At 63.4% G+C, this 16,261-nt stretch carries 13 protein-coding genes and 1 pseudogene; 4 read left to right on the forward strand and 10 right to left on the reverse strand.

Features of this window, described 5'->3' with window-relative positions:
- Positions 1 to 66: 66 nt before the first annotated feature.
- Both AC1RMY_RS13855 and AC1RMY_RS13860 read left to right on the forward strand, forming a co-directional pair.
- Positions 67 to 282: pseudogene (locus AC1RMY_RS13855) on the forward strand (integrase core domain-containing protein); the annotation flags it as partial.
- 117 nt (positions 283 to 399) lie between these two features.
- Positions 400 to 1,464, forward strand: coding sequence for a hypothetical protein (locus AC1RMY_RS13860; protein ID WP_492865334.1), 1,065 nt, complete (start codon positions 400 to 402; stop codon positions 1,462 to 1,464).
- Positions 1,465 to 2,400: 936 nt separating this feature from the next.
- Here AC1RMY_RS13860 and AC1RMY_RS13865 read toward each other — a convergent pair.
- The 9 genes from AC1RMY_RS13865 to AC1RMY_RS13905 form a co-directional block, all read right to left on the reverse strand.
- A complete protein-coding gene (locus tag AC1RMY_RS13865; protein WP_492865336.1) occupies positions 2,401 to 4,092 on the reverse strand; it encodes an FAD-dependent oxidoreductase in 1,692 nt (563 codons plus the stop codon).
- A 75-nt stretch (positions 4,093 to 4,167) separates the two neighbouring features.
- Positions 4,168 to 5,397: an MFS transporter gene (locus AC1RMY_RS13870; RefSeq protein WP_492865338.1), complete on the reverse strand. Its 1,230-nt coding sequence runs from the start codon at positions 5,395 to 5,397 to the stop codon at positions 4,168 to 4,170.
- A gap of 82 nt (positions 5,398 to 5,479) precedes the next feature.
- The gene (locus AC1RMY_RS13875; RefSeq protein WP_492865340.1) at positions 5,480 to 6,112 is read right to left on the reverse strand and encodes a hypothetical protein; all 633 of its coding nucleotides are present in this window, start codon (positions 6,110 to 6,112) and stop codon (positions 5,480 to 5,482) included.
- 9 nt (positions 6,113 to 6,121) lie between these two features.
- A complete protein-coding gene (locus tag AC1RMY_RS13880; protein ID WP_492865342.1) occupies positions 6,122 to 8,380 on the reverse strand; it encodes a xanthine dehydrogenase family protein molybdopterin-binding subunit in 2,259 nt (752 codons plus the stop codon).
- A gap of 1 nt (position 8,381) precedes the next feature.
- Complete coding sequence (locus tag AC1RMY_RS13885) at positions 8,382 to 8,843, reverse strand: (2Fe-2S)-binding protein (protein WP_492865343.1); 462 nt, start codon at positions 8,841 to 8,843, stop codon at positions 8,382 to 8,384.
- Between the two features lie 24 nt (positions 8,844 to 8,867).
- The gene (locus AC1RMY_RS13890; protein ID WP_492865344.1) at positions 8,868 to 9,329 is read right to left on the reverse strand and encodes a GlcG/HbpS family heme-binding protein; all 462 of its coding nucleotides are present in this window, start codon (positions 9,327 to 9,329) and stop codon (positions 8,868 to 8,870) included.
- Positions 9,330 to 9,928: 599 nt separating this feature from the next.
- Positions 9,929 to 10,804 carry a Bug family tripartite tricarboxylate transporter substrate binding protein gene (locus AC1RMY_RS13895; RefSeq protein WP_492865346.1) on the reverse strand — a complete coding sequence of 292 codons (876 nt, stop codon included), beginning with the start codon at positions 10,802 to 10,804 and terminating at the stop codon, positions 9,929 to 9,931.
- A 125-nt stretch (positions 10,805 to 10,929) separates the two neighbouring features.
- Entirely contained in the window at positions 10,930 to 11,568 is a 639-nt protein-coding gene (locus AC1RMY_RS13900) for a 4-carboxy-4-hydroxy-2-oxoadipate aldolase/oxaloacetate decarboxylase (protein ID WP_492865348.1), read from the reverse strand.
- A gap of 14 nt (positions 11,569 to 11,582) precedes the next feature.
- Positions 11,583 to 12,470, reverse strand: a complete 888-nt coding sequence (locus AC1RMY_RS13905) for an NAD(P)-dependent oxidoreductase (protein WP_492865350.1) — start codon at positions 12,468 to 12,470, stop codon at positions 11,583 to 11,585.
- Positions 12,471 to 12,650: 180 nt separating this feature from the next.
- Between AC1RMY_RS13905 and AC1RMY_RS13910 the strand changes: the two genes are divergently transcribed.
- Complete coding sequence (locus AC1RMY_RS13910) at positions 12,651 to 13,319, forward strand: GntR family transcriptional regulator (protein WP_492865352.1); 669 nt, start codon at positions 12,651 to 12,653, stop codon at positions 13,317 to 13,319.
- A gap of 524 nt (positions 13,320 to 13,843) precedes the next feature.
- Here the strand turns inward: AC1RMY_RS13910 and AC1RMY_RS13915 are convergent.
- On the reverse strand, positions 13,844 to 14,599 hold the full coding sequence (locus AC1RMY_RS13915) for a tetratricopeptide repeat protein (protein ID WP_492865354.1): 756 nt from the start codon (positions 14,597 to 14,599) through the stop codon (positions 13,844 to 13,846).
- Between the two features lie 257 nt (positions 14,600 to 14,856).
- Between AC1RMY_RS13915 and AC1RMY_RS13920 the strand changes: the two genes are divergently transcribed.
- Positions 14,857 to 16,242, forward strand: a complete 1,386-nt coding sequence (locus AC1RMY_RS13920) for a leucyl aminopeptidase family protein (protein WP_492865356.1) — start codon at positions 14,857 to 14,859, stop codon at positions 16,240 to 16,242.
- Positions 16,243 to 16,261 lie beyond the last annotated feature (19 nt).

Below are 16,261 nucleotides of genomic sequence, written 5' to 3' on the forward strand. Positions count from 1 at the left end.
TCTGCATGTCCCGACCTCCTGCTCAACAAAAGCCCCCAATGAAGGGCGCGGAGCGGGAGGCGTCCATCCCATAACGCCAAGGCCGAGAGCTTCATGAAAACACTCAAGGTCGAGGCGGTCTATCCGATGGCCTACGAAACTTTCGAGGACGTTGCTGCCGACCTTCCGCGCTTCATCGATCACGTCTACAACGCCAGCCGACTGCATTCCGCGCTCGGCTATCTCAGCCCGCAGCAGTTCGAGGATCAACACGCCCGGCTCACGGTCAAATCCGCAGCCTGATCCTGTCTGCCCGCAGGGGCGCACTCCAAAAACAGGGAAGCAGAAGATACAACTGCCGGTCCGTCGGTCGCTTTCAGGTCCTTCTACAGATACACCGCGTATCGAAGCCGAGATGGCATGGAGTACATTAAGAATGAATTTGACAAATACTTGAGAGAGCGATGGAACGGCGCACTCGAGCCCGTCCGGCGCAATTCGGCGATCATTCTGCCAGGGGAAGAACTGAAGAATGAGTTCATAAGCGAGTTGGAAATTTCCCGCCGTGTCGGGAAGGCGCAAGCTCGCGCAATTCTGAACTCGAGGCAACCGAATATCGTCATCGCGCGAACAAAGCAAAAGCCCCGGCTGTTCACGAAGCGTGCAGCCGTCGAAGAATTGATACCAAATGGCAGCGCGTTGTTGAGTTTGAAAGATGCGAGCAAATTTCTTTCAATCTCGCCTGCTTTTACTAAGCTTTTAGCCGACCAGGGCTTGCTTGTTTCTGTCGACGGGCCATTCATCAGCGGGAACAAGCGATACCTTTTTTCACGGCCGACGCTCACTGATTTCGTCGCCTCTGTCGCCGCCCGATCAGTTGCGATCGGCGAAGGGGACAAAACGGTTTCCTTCAGTACTTTCCTGCGCTCTCATCGGGCACGAGGAATCCCTGTTGCGCTGGCAATGCAGCTTATTCGGGAAGGTAGAGTCCAGCCGTTATTTATCAGATCCGACGTGAGATCATTGGCGGACATAAGAGTCTTAAGGCTAGATATCGATAAATCGCTACGCGAAATACCACCTCACGACTGTGCGATTTCCCGGCGTTCGATTGTAGATATTCTAGCTGTCAATAAACGTACGGTACAATTCCTCATTCGAAACGGGCATCTAACTGAGATTCCTGGCTTCGGCAAGCAGCAGCCTATACTGAAGGCGTCTTTTGAAGAATTCAGTTCGAAGTGGATAAAGGTCGGTGATATTGCTAGGTTGTATAAGACTAACCGGATGTTGGCGTCTAGAGCATTAACTTTTCTTGAAATTGATTCAATTATAGATAAGTATGATTCGTCGGTTGCGACGTTTTTCGATCGGCAAGCGGTCTCCGATCTAAAGGGGTTTCGGGCAACTCTCAACAGCGTGGCGTTTCATCGTGGAAAAAGCTATTCGGACTACATGGCAGGTCTCGCCGATCGATCCTGTTGATGCCGGACTTTGGACGCCGTAATCAGTTCTAGCTAACGCGGTTCTTACCGCGTTTTTTTGGCTTTGAGCGCAGCATGCGCCCAGCGCATGGCAAAAATGCCGCCCAATCTCATGTTGAATGAGATTTTTGACGGCCAGTCTCATCGGGAATGAGATTCTCGGTGAGACTGGGTGAGATTCGTGCTTTGACCGGGCATCCCAGTCTCATCTTGAATGAGATCCGACACTCATTGCCGATGAGATTGAGGCAGATTCAAATCTCATAGAAATGAGACCGATATGCAGCCAGTGCATATCAGGAAATCGTGGAATTACAGTGCGTTATCGATACTTTCATCGAACCGGTACCATAGCGAACGGTCAAATGGCAGGGATACGAACCCATCTTTCGCTCGAGAAAACTCGCGATGTTTCAGTCTCGTCCGAATGAGATTCTCAAGAGCGCGCCCGCTTTTTGATAGTCTTTTGGACTGCTGGTGACCCTTCGCAGACTCTGGCAAAGTCCGGTTGCAGGCAGGCGGCCGACCACGACCTGATCGCCAAGAGCGCCCATGCGCTGAAATCGATGAGTGCCAATCTCGGGGCGACGGGCGTCGCGGAGGGCGCCAATCGAACGCATCGCCTCGCCAGCATCGAACCGCGTCAGCGCCCGTTCGCGGAGATCCTCAGAGTAAGGTCGTCATCTCTGCCGGCCGCCTCGCCCCCGGCAGGCATCTTGAATTACAACCAAACCGATTTGCGAATCCCGATTCCGCTGAAAATCAGCAGGCTCTAGGATCGATTTAAAACGGTGCACGTCCCTCGCTCCACCCAGACCGGCACGAGATCGACTGAGACCTGTCGCCATAGCCAATCATCCGGCTGAGCATGCCCCTTTATCATCGATAATGTTGGTTCGAAAATGCGCGGTGGCGTGACGGTTCTGCGAGCCGTCCATCAAGCGTGCCGCACAGCGATAGGTGTGCGGCCGACGTTCCGTGTCAGGACAGAATGAATCTGTGCTATGACCGCTGCACCTTCGCCGACCGCGGCGGCGACCCGCTTGGTCGAGCCGGCACGTACGTCTCCGACGGCGAAGATGCCTGGGCAACTGGTTTCGAGCGGCAGCCGCCCGCCGTCACCGGCGCGCTCCCCGGTGAGGACGAAGCCCGTTCCGTCGAGCGCCACGCAGCCATCGAGCCAATGTGTATTGGGATCGGCGCCGATGAACAGGAAGAGGTGCCGCGACGTGCACTCCCGGATCGCACCGGTCTGGCTGTCCCGAAACCTCGCTCCGGTCACGCCCGTCGCCCGGTTGCCGTACAAACCGGCAATCTCGCTGCCGACATGGAGTTCGACATTGGGCAACGCCGCGATCCGATCGATCAGGTACCGGGACATGGTCTGTTCAAGCGGGCGTCGTACCACGAGGTGCAGATGCCTGACCTGCGGTGCGAGATAGGCGACGGCTTGGCCCGCCGAGTTTCCCCCACCGACGAGGACGATGTCCTGGCCCGCACAAAGCCGCGCCTCGACGGGCGATGCCCAGTAGGACACACCGGCCCCCTCCAGCTCTTCGATGTTGGGGATGGCGGGTTGCCGGTAGCGCGCTCCCGAAGCGATCACGATGGTGCGCGAACGCGCGGTGCCACCATTGCTGAGCTCAAGGCTGAACGGGGCTTCCGCATCCTCGCCGTGACAGCGGAGCAATCCGACGGTCAGCGGAATGGCGAGCTCGGCGCCGAACTTCGCCGCCTGATTGAAGGCCCGCCCTGCGAGCGCCTGTCCGGAGATGCCGGTCGGAAAGCCGAGATAGTTTTCGATCCGGGCGGATGCGCCGGCCTGGCCGCCGAAGGCGCGGCTGTCCAGGACCAGGACGGACAAGCCCTCGGACGCGCCATAGACCGCAGTGGCGAGCCCGGAGGGCCCGGCCCCGATGACCGCCACGTCATAGACCTTGTCCGCGTCGAGATCCGGTGTGATGCCGAGACAGGACCCGGCATCGGCATTGCTCGGGCGTCTGAGCACCGTGCCGTTCGGGCAGATCATCAGCGGCAAATCGTCATGGGCGACGCCGAGCCGTTCGACAAGCTCGCGCCCCTCTGCCTCGCAGGCGGCGATGACGGTGTGGGGATAGCCGTTGCGGGTGAGGAAGCCCGACAACCCGACAATGCCCGGATCATCCCGGCGCCCGACCAGGATCGATCCTGCGCCGCCGGTCTGCCCCGCCTCGATCAGCATGACGCGCCGGAGGATGAAGGCGCGCATGATCGTCTCGCCGACATCGGCCGATCCAATGACAAGCGCCCGCAGATGCGGCGCATCAAATGGGATCGCGACCGCGCCGGCGTCACCCGCTACGACCGACATCAGGGCTGGACGCCCCGTAAGCTGATTGGTCTCGCCGGTGAACTGGCCGGGACCGTAGGTGGTGACCAGCGCTGACTCACCGGCCGCGCTCCGCCGGATCGCATCAGCCGAGCCATCGAGGATCAGCCAGGAGGGCGCGTTGCGGTCGCCGATCTCATAGACGACGTCGCGAGGGTCGAAGCGGTGCGGCTCCCCGCTCGCGAAGCGGCGCGCCGTCGCGATCTGAAGGGCGGAGAGTGTCGGAAAGACCTGCTCCCGCCGAGCATCGCCGATTGGCATAAAGTGACCTCCGCGTCGGAGTATACGACCTCTGGTGCGCGACGCCATCCGCCCCGTTGTAAAGCCCGATCGCCATCACGCCGGCGCAAGCCGCGACGCCTCCGGCTGGGTGAGCGCGAAGACGAACAGGCTCAGGAGAGTCAGTCCGAAGCCGGCCCAAACGGCAGATAGCAGGCCATAGCCGGCAGCGATCGTCGCGCTGCCCGCCCAGGCGCCGATGGCATTGGCGACGTTGAGTGCCGCGAGGTTCATGGCGCCCATCAGCGTGGGCGCCTCCGGCGCAAGGCCCGTCAGGCGAACCTGTATCGTCGGTATGGCGACCATCATCGTCATGCCGACGCCGAGCAACGCCGGCATCAGTATCCACACATTGCCGCCGCCAACGGCAAGCACCGCGAGCACGAACAGGGCGCTGCCGAAGCCCAGGACCAATCCTCGAACGGGATAGCTGTCCGCCAGCCTTCCGCCGATCAGGTTGCCGGCGGTCATGCCGATGCCGAACAGCGCGAGTGCGACAGGAATCCAGATTTTATCGAGCGCTGCCGTATCGGTGACGAACGGGCCGATGAAGGTGTACACGGCGAAGATGCTGGCAACGCCGAGTGCAGCAACGAGCATCATGGCCCACACGGCCGGCTTACGCAGCGCGGTCAGCTCCTGCACCACCGGCCCGCCATGCAGGGCTTCGGTGCGGGGTACCCAGGCCCACAAGGCGAGGAAGGCCAGCGCGGCAATCCCGGCGACGCTGAGATAGGTGTTTCGCCATCCTACGGTTTGCCCGAGAAAAGTTGCCAGCGGCGAGCCGATGATTGTCGCAACTGTCAGCCCCGTCATGACCAGCGCGAACGCCTTTCCGGCATGGCCGGGCCCGACGACATAGGACGCGACAACGGCGCCGGCGCCGAAATATGCCCCTTGCGGCATCCCGCTCACGAAGCGCGCCAGGGCGAACATGCCGAGATCTGTAGCGACCGCCGACAGGAGGTTGCCGATGATGAATAGGCCCATCAGGCATAGGAGAAGCACTCGCCGGTTCAGCCGCGCGGCCACCAGCGTCACCAGCGGCGCACCGATTACCACACCAAAGGCATAGGCAGCGATCGCGTTCGTTGCCGTAGGTATATCGACGCCGAGGCCAGCCGAGAACAGCTGGAGAATCCCCATGCTCGCAAACTCCGACGTCCCGATGCAGAAGCTGCCGAGCGCAAGGGAAAACAGCGTGAGGCTGCGGTGACGCCGCTGCGCTTCATCCGTGCAGTGCACCGTCACGGCCTCACATTGAGCGCGATAGGCTTTGTCCCACATCAGTGCCTCCATGCGAGATAGCTGTGCGGATCGAGTTGGTTCATCCAGGCAACGGCATCGCTATCCCTGCCGTTGCTTGCGCTCAGCCCGGACAGGGCTGCCCGGCGGCTCCCCAGAGAGCCATGTCCTTGACGTGGTCTTCGAAGGTTCCGGGCGGAGTCGAGCGGCCGGCGCCGGGCTCCCATGCTCTGGGAATGAATCCGCTCAGCGACGCATCGTGCCTCAGATGCTCAAGGAGGCGGACAGCGTTGCGGCCGCCGTTACGCTTGGGATCCTTGAGTTGGGCACAGATCTCGGCGCCGTTCTTGCCGAACCAGATGAAATCGACCGGCGCCAGCTGCCAGTCGATGCCGGCCTGCAAGGGGGCCGGCGCCGGGAGGTTCGGCAATGTCGACGTGATGTGGCACGTCGAACACGGAATAGCCTCCGTTCCGATGCGGCTTTTCCCCCCGTGGATGTTCATGCCGTGGACCCGGGACTTGCTTTCGCCGGCCGGCGTCCAGATCGGAATGGCCTTTGCATCGACATGGCAATTGGCACAGCGCGGATGCGTCACCACCGCTTCAATTCGCTTCCAGGCCTGCAGCCCTTCGGCCTGGCTGATGCTGCCTGGCGGCAACGCATCCTTCGACTCTTCCTTGGCCAGGACAAAGCCCGTCAGAGCAACGATTGATGAACTGGCAAAGGCGAGCGCGATCAGAGTTGTCCTTCTCATGGTTCGCCCTCACACGAAATCGATGAACTTGTTGAAAGGCATCTCTCGTATGCGCTTGCCCGTCGCGGCGAAGATGGCGTTTGCCAGCGCCGGTGCCGCGGGTGGCACGGGCGGCTCGCCGATGCCCCTGACCGTGTAATCGTTTTCCAGGCCGCGCACCTCGATCACCGGGCACTGATACATGCGCATGGCTTCGTGGTGATGGAAGTTGGTCTGCTGCACGCCACCCTTGGCATAGGTGAGTTCGCAGTTCATGGCATGGCCGAGGCCCCAGACGACGCCGCCTTGGACGAGATTCTCGAAGTTGACGGGATCGACGATCTTGCCGACATCTGCCGCCACCCAGACTTTGTCGATCTTGATGCCCGCATCCGTCATCGTCACTTCGACGATCTCCGCAACCGCCGTTCCGAACGACTCCACGAACGCGACGCCACGGCCTTTTCCGTTCCCCAGGGGCCCCTTCCAGTCCGCCATCTCACCAACGGTCTCGATAACCCTGCGGTAGATCGGAATCTTGCACATCTCGATGCGCGCCTTGAGCGGATCGAGCCCCGCGGCGTGGATCAACTCGTCGATGAAGCTCTCTGTGAAGAACCCGTTTGCGGAGGCCCCGACGGACCGCCAGGTCGTGGATGGCCCCAGCCCCTGTACTTCGAAGCTTTTGGCGCGGTAGTTGGGGATATCGTAGTAGACGTTCCAGATACCGACCGCCAACTGGCCGTCAGGTTCCTTCGGGGGCGACCCCATCCTTGTTAGGAGTTCCTTGAAGGGCGGAGTTGCGGCCACCTGCACATCGGCTGTGACGATCTTGCCGTCCTTGACGCTTCCCCGATAACGGCCCATCGCGATCTGCCGGGGAATATCCTGCAAGAAATCCTCCTCCCGGGAGAAGACGAGCTTCACCGGCGTTCCGCGCATCTGGTTCGCAATCTCGGCCAGCACCCGGATATTCTCGAATTCGAGCCGATGCCCGAAGCTCCCGCCCATCCATTCGTTATGGAAGGTCACCTGTTCCGGCTTCAGGCCGACCGCGTTAGCCGCGATGTACTGCACCGATTGCGGCGTCTGATGCCCGACCCAGATTTTCATACCCTTGTCGGTCACGATGCCGATGCCGTTGAGCGGCTCCAGTGGCTGATGCCCGACATAGGGCGCGCGATATTCCGCCTCGAGGACCGTCCCTTCCTTCAATCCGGCGTCGACATTTCCGTCGTTGCGCCACTCCTTGGCGAGGAATTGCGGCGTGAAGGACGAGGCCACGGTGTTCCAGTGGTCAGCCTGCTCGGCCGGATATTTGCTCGGCTCCCAGACGCAGTCGACACGCTCGGCCGCCTGCATCGCGTACCAGCTGTTCGTCGCGATGACCGCGATGCCATTCGAGATCTTGAGGATCTTCTGGACCCCCTGCATCGCCTGAGCCTTGCTGGCGTCGTAGGACTTGATCGGCTGTCCCTTGTTGGGGTTCAGCTTGACCGCCGCGTACACCATGCCGTCCATCGTCCGGTCGATGCCGAACTTCATCGCGCCGGTGACTTTCGAGCGGATGTCGAGGCGCTCCATCGGCTTGCCGAGAATTCGCCATTGCGATGGTTCGCGGAGCGTGGTGACCGAAACCGGCGTGATCTTCGCCGCGTCCGCCGCGAGGGCCACATAGGAAATTTTCGCACCGTTCGGCAGGATCACGTTTCCGGCCTCTGTGCGCAGTTCGGCCACCCGGATGCCGCTGCGCCGGGCCGCGGCCGCCTTCAACGTCTCGCGCGCGATCGCGCCGGCCATGCGCAGCTTGTCGTAGGTGTCCGGAATCGTGCTGGAGCCCCCGGTCATCTGCAGGCCGGCGTTCCTGAGCCATTCCAGCGCCGCCGCGCGGGCCTTTTCGGCCTCGGGGCTTTGGTCCGGCGCCATGAAGGGCGCGAGTTCATGCGCGAAGCCGGTATTGAAATAGGCGGGACTTGGCCCGGCGAAGCGGATCTCGAACTGACCGGGCTCGAGATCCAGCTCCTCGGCGATCATGAGCGGCTGGATGGAGCCGACGCCCTGGCCCTTGTCAGCATGCTGGGCGATCAGCGTGATCTTGTCCGGGCTGATCTCGACCCAGGGATTGAAGGTCACCGAGTTTGGACCGAGGCCCGCCGTCAGCGGGTTCGCCGCAGCGGCGGAAGAAGCGGCCTGTTGCGCCTGGCCGTACTGCCCGAAAGCCACACCTCCGGCGACCGCAACGGAGCCGAAAACGAAGCCGCGGCGGGAAAGATTTGGCATCTCGCCCATGTCATTTCCCTCCCATCTTCGCAGAGGCTGAATGGATCGCGACACGGATGCGCTCATAGGTTCCGCATCGGCAGAGGTTGCCCGACATGACCTGGTTGATGTCCTCGTCGGTCGGCGTCGGGATCGCCTTGAGGAGCGAAATGGCCTGGATGATCTGGCCCGTCTGACAGTAGCCGCACTGCGGCACCTGGTGCTCGATCCAGGCTTCCTGCACGGGGTGCAGCCTGCCGTTGCCGATCGCCTCGATGGTGGTGATCGCCTTGCCCGCGACATCGGCCATGCGCGCCTGGCACGAGCGGACGGCTGCTCCGTCTATCTGCACGGTACAGGCGCCGCACTGAGCTATTCCGCAGCCGTATTTGGGGCTTGTGATGCCAAGCTCGTCACGCAGAACCCAGAGCAAGGGCATCTCTGGAACGACGTCGATTTGATGCTTAGTCCCGTTGACGGTGAGTTCGAACATAACAACGCTTTCCCTCGACAGATGTTACAGTTCGTTGCCGTGAAGAGCAGCCCTCTCGGAGCCTGTGCTCTGGCTCATGGCCCGGGCCGCCGCTTCGGCCACCGCGATGTCCTGTTCGACAGAGCCCGCACTGGTGCCGACCGCCCCAACGATCTGGTCGTCGACCTTTACCGGCAGGCCGCCGCCGAAGATGACGACATTGCCGCCATTGCTCTGCTGGATCCCGAACAGTGGCGCGCCGGGTTGAGCCAGCGCGGCGAGATGATCCGTCGCCTTGTCGAACATACGTGCCGTCTTGGCCTTGCCGATCGCAAGATCGATGCTTCCCGCCAGAGCGCCGTCCTGGCGGGTGAAGGCAACGAGGGCGCCACCGGCGTCGACCACCGCAATATTGTATGGAATCCCAAGGCTCGTCGCCTTGGCCTCGCCGGCCTCGAGCATCTGCTTCGCATCGGCCAAAGTGAGTGTATCGAGCGCGCGAGGCATGGTCCCCTGTCTCTCGATTTGCTTGGGACCAGAGCTAGCATCGATGGACCGGCGGCGCCGGTTAAATAATGTAAAAAATCAAAACTGCCGCTGTTCCTGGCAGAGGAACTTAAGCTTAGCGCGCCGAGGTCCACTTGCTGCCGACGGGGCAGTGTCCCGCACATAGCGCCTGCACCATCCACGGCAACTCGGCGCGCTGCATTCCAATTATGAGGAGATAAGTGCGGAGGGATGCGGCCTGCTCAGGAGGCCGCATCCCTCCGCCTGGCGGTCGACAGCAAGTTGCGCGGCCGCGACCTGGTTCGCCTCCGCATCAGTGATGTCGTTCTTGGCGGCACGGTTAGACTGCGGACCTCGGGTGTCGTTCGAACTGACGGATCCGACGCGCGAGGCGATGATCGCTTGGCTCCGATGTCGACCCTCAACCGATACCGGCGGCTCCCGCCGCGCCGCTTGCGCCGATTTGTCAAACATCTGGAGTGCGGCGTGACCTCAACCTCCGCTTATGGCGCGTCTCGCCTCGAACGCGCCAGATTACATTCCGGCCCTGCTGTCAGGTGTTCAACAGGGACGGCTCGCGCCGCCCCCGTGGAGGGCCTTCACTCTGCCTTGGCCCCGGTATCGGCGACGATCTGTGCCCATCGCGCGCCTTCCTGCTTCATATATTCGGCATAGTCCTTCTCGGTGCCGCCCAGCAAGATCGATCCGAGCTCCATGATCCGCTTCCTCACGGCTTCGTTCTTCAGCGTCTTATCAAGCGCGTCGCCGAGCTTGGCGGTGACGTCCTGCGGCGTACCAGCCGGCACCATGAGGCCCTGCCAGGCCCCTGCATCGAGCGTGGTGAGTTTCATCGACTCGCGGAACGTCGGAACATCAGGCAGTTGCGGCAAGCGTTCTGCGTGGGTCACAGCCAACGGACGCAGAGCGCCGCCCTGGATCTGGGGAATGGCCTCGTTGGCCGGCAGGAACATGAAATGGGTCGACCCGCCGATCAGGTCGGTGACCGCGGGAGCGCTGCCGCGATAAGGGATGTGAGTCGCCTTGATTCCGGCCTCCTTGGTGAAGAGCGCTCCTACGAGATGCAGCAGCGCGCCTCTGCCCGACGAGGCGTAGTTGACGTTGCCACCCTGGGTCTTGGTCCAGGCCACGAGCTCGGCGGGTGTGTTTGCCGGGACCTTGGGGCTGACCACGAGGACGAGCGGAATCGTTGCGGTCAGCGAGATCGGCTTGAAATCCTTCTGCGGATCGAATCCTGGATTGTCGTAGACCGAAGGAGCCAGGACCACGGCTGAGGTCGAGTAGAAGATCGTGTAGCCGTCGGGCGCCGAGCGCTTCGCCTCGACGGCGCCGAGGTTCCCACCGGCACCACCCTTGTTTTCAACGATAACTTGTTTGCCCAGCTCCGTGCTCAGTTGCTGGGCGACGAGGCGTGCATTGATGTCAGCCGAGCCCCCTGCCGCGAAGGCGACGATCATCTTGATCGGTTTCGACGGATAGCTGTCGGCAAGGGCTGCGCCGCTGATCGCTATGGCGAGGCAGGCGGCAGCTGCGACAACGCGTGGAAAGAATGACATGGGTGCTCCTCCGGTTCGCCGGCCTTCTAGACGAGGCCGAGTCGCTTCAATGTTTCTGTCAGGTTCAGGAGTTCGGCCGTGGTCGCGCCGTTCTCGATCGCGGCACGCATCTCGTCTTCCTTGCCTTCGCGGGCAATGCTCTTTTCGATCGCACTGGCGACCCCGTCCCGCGGAACCGCGACAAGCCCGTCGCGATCGCCGACGATCACGTCGCCGGGGTTGATCACGACGTCGCCGATCACCACCGGGACATTGACGCGGCCTGCCTGGGCCTTGCCCGTCCCCTTGATCGACAGGCCTCGGCAGAAGACCGGGAAGCCTAGTGAGATCAGGAGATTGGCGTCACGGACGCAGCCATTGATGACGAGGCCTGCGATGCCGAGCTTGAGCGCCTGCATGGTCAGCACGTCGCCCCATGGTCCGGCTTCGAGGAAGCCCTTCGCATCGACGACCAGCACGTCCCCCGGCTGCGCCTTCAGCAGCGCGTAATGGAGCATCAGATTGTCGGCCGGCCGCATGTCGACCGTGAAGGCGGGGCCGGCCAGCCGGACCGACGGGTCGATCGGCTTCATGCCGGAATCGAAGGCGCCGAATGCTCCCTGAGCCTCGTAGACCGTCGCCGCGCCCAGCTCGCGGAGTGCGTGCAATTGTTCGTTTGTCGCCATAGGCATTATCCTGCTTAGGTGTTGGGCGGGGGCGCGCCGACCTCGGAGGCCGTGGCGAGCAGCCAGGACAGTGCCTCGTCGACATCCGGCTCGGCCATGGCCGGCGGGTTGGCCGCGAGCGCCTGCGATGTCGTGCGGAAGCGCTGTTCCACGCCGGGAAGCACGACCGAGGAGAGCCCCTGTGCGTCGAGCTCAGCCGCCGCGTCGCTGACCTCGTGCAATCGCCGGCCGGCATGGATGACATGGGTGCGCACCAGCATGTCGAGGAAGTCGCGCAGCGGGGATTCGTCGATATCGCTGAGCTGCTCGTAGAGCTTCTCACGGACGCCTTGCTTCTCGGCGCTCATCAGCAGCTCGACCGCGAGCGCCTCCATCCCCTTGGTGAAGACACTCCGGAGTATCTTGAGCGAGATGGCGTCACCGGCGACGCCGCCTTCGATGACCTTGACCCGGCCGCCGAGCGGGGCAAGCAGTGCGGCGAACTCGCCGGCGCCGTCACCGGCTGCCAGGAGCGGCGTGCGGACCCGGTTCAGCGAGATTGCGCCCATGATGGCGGTATCGACATAGCGGACGCCGATCCCTGCGGCCTTGCGTGCAGAGGCCCGCTTCACGGCCGGGCTGGCTGTGGTCAGGTCGGCGAAGATCACATCCTTGCGCAGATGCGGCGCGGCGGCATCGAGAACCGGGCCGGCCTGCGCACCGGTCACGCAGCACAACACCTGATCGGCCGAGCTGAGCCAGGGACCCGGCGCAGCGTGGACGGGGCGCTGCGTCGCGGAGACGAGCGTGCCCGCAGCATCGGACAGCCGCGCCTCGCAGAGGCTGAGATCATAACCGGCGGCCAGCAGGGGCTCGGCAAAGCAGCGGCCGACCTCGCCCAACCCGATCACGGCAACATTCATTGAGCATTCCTCCCTCTCTAAAAATACATAAAAAATACATTAGCGCAATATGACAGAGAAAACGCCTGTCAAAACGCGATGGTAAGTACAACAATCGTACATTCATAGCTGCCTGCTCGGAGGAGCTTCCCGCCATGGGGGCAAGCCGCTACACACTGGCGGGAAGCGATGGATGGGCGCATGAAGCGAGGCCAGGAGCGGGCGTACGAGTTGTTGCGGCAGCGTCTTGTCGGCGGCCACTACATGCCGGGGACCCATTTGCGCGAAGAGCCGCTGGCGCGTGAGTTCGGGTTGAGCCGGTCTCCGGTCCGCGCCGCCCTGCAGCGGCTGGTCAGGGACGGGCTCGCGACGGCCGATGCCGGCCAGGGCATCCACGCCTCGGCCTGGAACGATCACGACATCGAGGAAATCTTCCAGCTGCGTATGCAGCTCGAACCGCTGGCCACCCAGTTCGCCTGCGAGCGCGGCGGCGAGCCACTCGTCGCGCGACTGGCACAGTTCAACGCCGCGATGAGCGAGGCGATCGAGCGCGACGAGGAAGCGGCGGTCGAGGCTATCCAGGAAGCCAATCGCGGCTTTCACCTCGCCTTGCTGGAATTCTCGGGATCACCGCGCCTGCGCGAATTTCTTGCGACCATGATCGACATGCCGGTGATCGTCCGGTCGTTTCATCTCTCGACGCGGGCGGAACGGCTCCAGAGCCTCAACCACCATCTCGACATCACCCGGGCGGCCGAGCTGCGCGATGGCGAGATCGGTCTGCATGCAATGCAATTGCATCTGCGAATGTCCTACAGCCGCTTCATGCAGCATCGCTCCAAGTGGCGCGCAGGAAGTGGCGACGCCTGAGCAGGCACCTTCCAATTCAATCAGATAAGCGCCGGAGGAAACCAGTTTCGTCCGGCAATTCCGCCCTTTTGGCCATCTGATTCCGGGGATCAGCGCCTGTCGGAGCGACCGGCTTAGAGTTTGCTATTGGCGCATTGCGATGGCGAGGAAACCATTGGCCCGCATTCTCGTCGGCGCCGAGAGACGAGCTAGGACGACTGACCTAATCGAAAGGAGGTCAACCGTCCTAAAATGACGGCGATGGCATCGGAAGTGGGTTCGCTCCCGTTGATCCTCGCGACGTGCTGCCTGGAGAGACGGCTGCGATGAGCCGCAACACGACCCGCCAGGAGATTGTCGCCGCAGCCGATGATCTCTTCTACCGGAACGCTTCGATCACACCTCACTCGCCGATATTGCGGAGGCGGTGGGCATCCCGTGCCGTCTTTCAAGCGGCTTTCGCGCTGAATGTCGCGTGTGACGGCGGCCCGCGGGGCGCGACCTTGGCCGGCTCTGACCGGCCAGGCCCTTTCGAAGCGTCGCTCTCAGCCCTGCGGCGTGACGGTCTCCGGAGCGCGCGCCTGCGCGGGCGCGGCCTTGGCCTTGGTTCCGCCCGCTTTGAGCATGTCCCAGCTATTGGGCTGGCTGACGCTGCGCTTGAGATAGGCGATCGTCGCCGCGGCCTCGGCCGGGCTCTGGTCCTGCTTCGCCAGCGTCTCGGCCTCGCCGAAGCGGCCCTGAAGTCCCAGCACCAGCACCAGGTTCTGCCGCACGCGCGGATCCCTGTTGCCGGTGGCAGTCGCTTCGCGCAGGACGCGTTCGGCCTCAGGCAATTGCCGCGAGAGCGCGAGCGAGAGGCCGAGATTGGAGAGCACGGTCGGCTCGCCCGGCGCGATCTTGAGCGCGGCCTGGTAGATCTGCTGGGCGCGTGCATGCTCGCCGAGCTGATCGGCCACGGTGCCCTGCGCCGAGAGGATGCGCCAGTCGGGACGCTCCGGCGAATGAGCCCGCGACAGCACTTCGTCGGCTTCCTTGAGCCGCCCGTTATCGGCCAGCGAGCGGCCATAGGCGCCGAGCATCTCGCGATCGTTGGAATGGGTCAGCACGGCCTGCTGCAACACGGCGAGCGCCTGGGCGTTCTGGTCGAGCGCGCGGAGCGCACGCGCATAGTTGAAGGCGGCGTCACGATCCTTCGGATTGGCCTCGTAGCGCTTGCCCCAGCGCTCGCTCTCGGCATGCCAGTCGGCCGCGCTGCGCGGCTGCGAAGGGCTCTTGCTGATCGAGCCGGTGATATCCCCCAAGCCACCCCGTCCCTGGCAGCCGGCCAGCGCGAGCGCGGCGAGGCAGACGCTCAACCCCAACCCCGGCGGCGAGAGCCGGCGGGCGGGTGACAGGGGGTGACGGCGCGCCCGGAAAATGGAAGACAGATGACTGGAAAACATGAGCCTCATCGCCTTGCCATGATGGAAGATGCGCTTGCTCCGGTGATAAAACGTTAACCCTAACGCATCCTTAACCGGCGCTCCTGCCGGCCCTCCCGATCAGAGAACCGACCCTCGTGAACAGCCTCATCGTGCAAGCGTCGCCGGCCGCGATTCCCGTCCATTGCGTGACGAAACCCGGCCTGCCCGCACTCCTCGCCGCGCTTGCCCCGGCCGGTCGCCTCTTTGCCGAGGCGCAGGGTTTCGCAGGCAAGCCGGGCCAGCATCTCGTCCTGCCCAAAGCCTCCGGCGCAGTAGCGGCGGTGCTTCTCGGCGTCGAGGCTGCCGATGCACGCCGCCGGGACTCTTTTGCTCCCGGACGGCTCGCCACCTCGTTGCCGGCCGGCGACTACGTACTGCAGGGCGAGATCGGAGATCCGGCGCTGGCGGCGCTCGGCTGGCTGCTCCAGGGCTACACCTTCGCGCGCTATCGCAGGGCCGTTCCCGCCGCGGCGCGACTGGTGCTCCCCGACGGCGTCGACGGCGAGGATGTGATCCGGATTGCGACCTCGGTCGGGCTGGCGCGCGACCTCGTCAACACCCCGGCCAACGACATGGGCCCGGCCGAAATAGAAGCCGCGATCCGCGCGCTCGCGGCCGAATGCGGCGCGACGGCAACCGCGATCGTCGGCGATGAACTGCTCGCCCGCAACTTCCCGATGATCCATGCGGTCGGTCGTGCCTCGCCGCGCGCGCCGCGATTGATCGATCTGGTCTGGGGCGATCCGGCCCATCCGCGGATCACGCTCGTCGGCAAGGGGGTCGCCTTCGACACTGGCGGCCTCGACCTCAAGACCTCGGCCGGCATGCTGCTGATGAAGAAGGACATGGGCGGCGCGGCGGCGGCGATCGCGGCTGCGCGCATGATCATGCTGGCGAAGCTGCCGGTTCGCCTGCGCCTGCTCGTGCCTGCCGTCGAGAATGCCGTTGCGGGCGCCTCCTTCCGACCGGGGGACGTGCTGGCCAGCCGCAAGGGCCTCTCCGTCGAGATCGGCAACACCGATGCCGAGGGCCGGCTGATCCTGGCAGACACCCTGGCGCTGGCCGACGAGGAGGCGCCGGAACTGTTGATCGACTTCGCCACGCTGACGGGCGCGGCGCGCACTGCGCTCGGTCCCGAACTGCCGCCCTTCTATACCCATGACGAAGGCCTCGCTGCCGAGATCGCGAGACAGGGTGAAGCCGTCAACGACCCGGTCTGGCGCATGCCGCTCTGGCCGAACTACGAGCGGATGCTCGATTCACGGATCGCCGATCTCAACAATGTCTCCGGCGGCGCCTTCGCCGGCTCGGTGACAGCCGCTCTGTTCCTCAACCGGTTCGTCGAGAAGAGCCCTTCCTACGCCCATTTCGATATCTACGCCTGGAATCCGTCGTCGAAACCAGGTCGGCCGGAAGGCGGCGAATGCCAGGCAGCAAGGCTGACCTACGCCCTGGTCAGGCAGCTCTACCCCGCCGGTTAAGCCTGTCGCGAGAAGCCGA

It is taken from the genome of Allobosea sp. GW822-FHT03F07 (genome assembly GCF_058801345.1).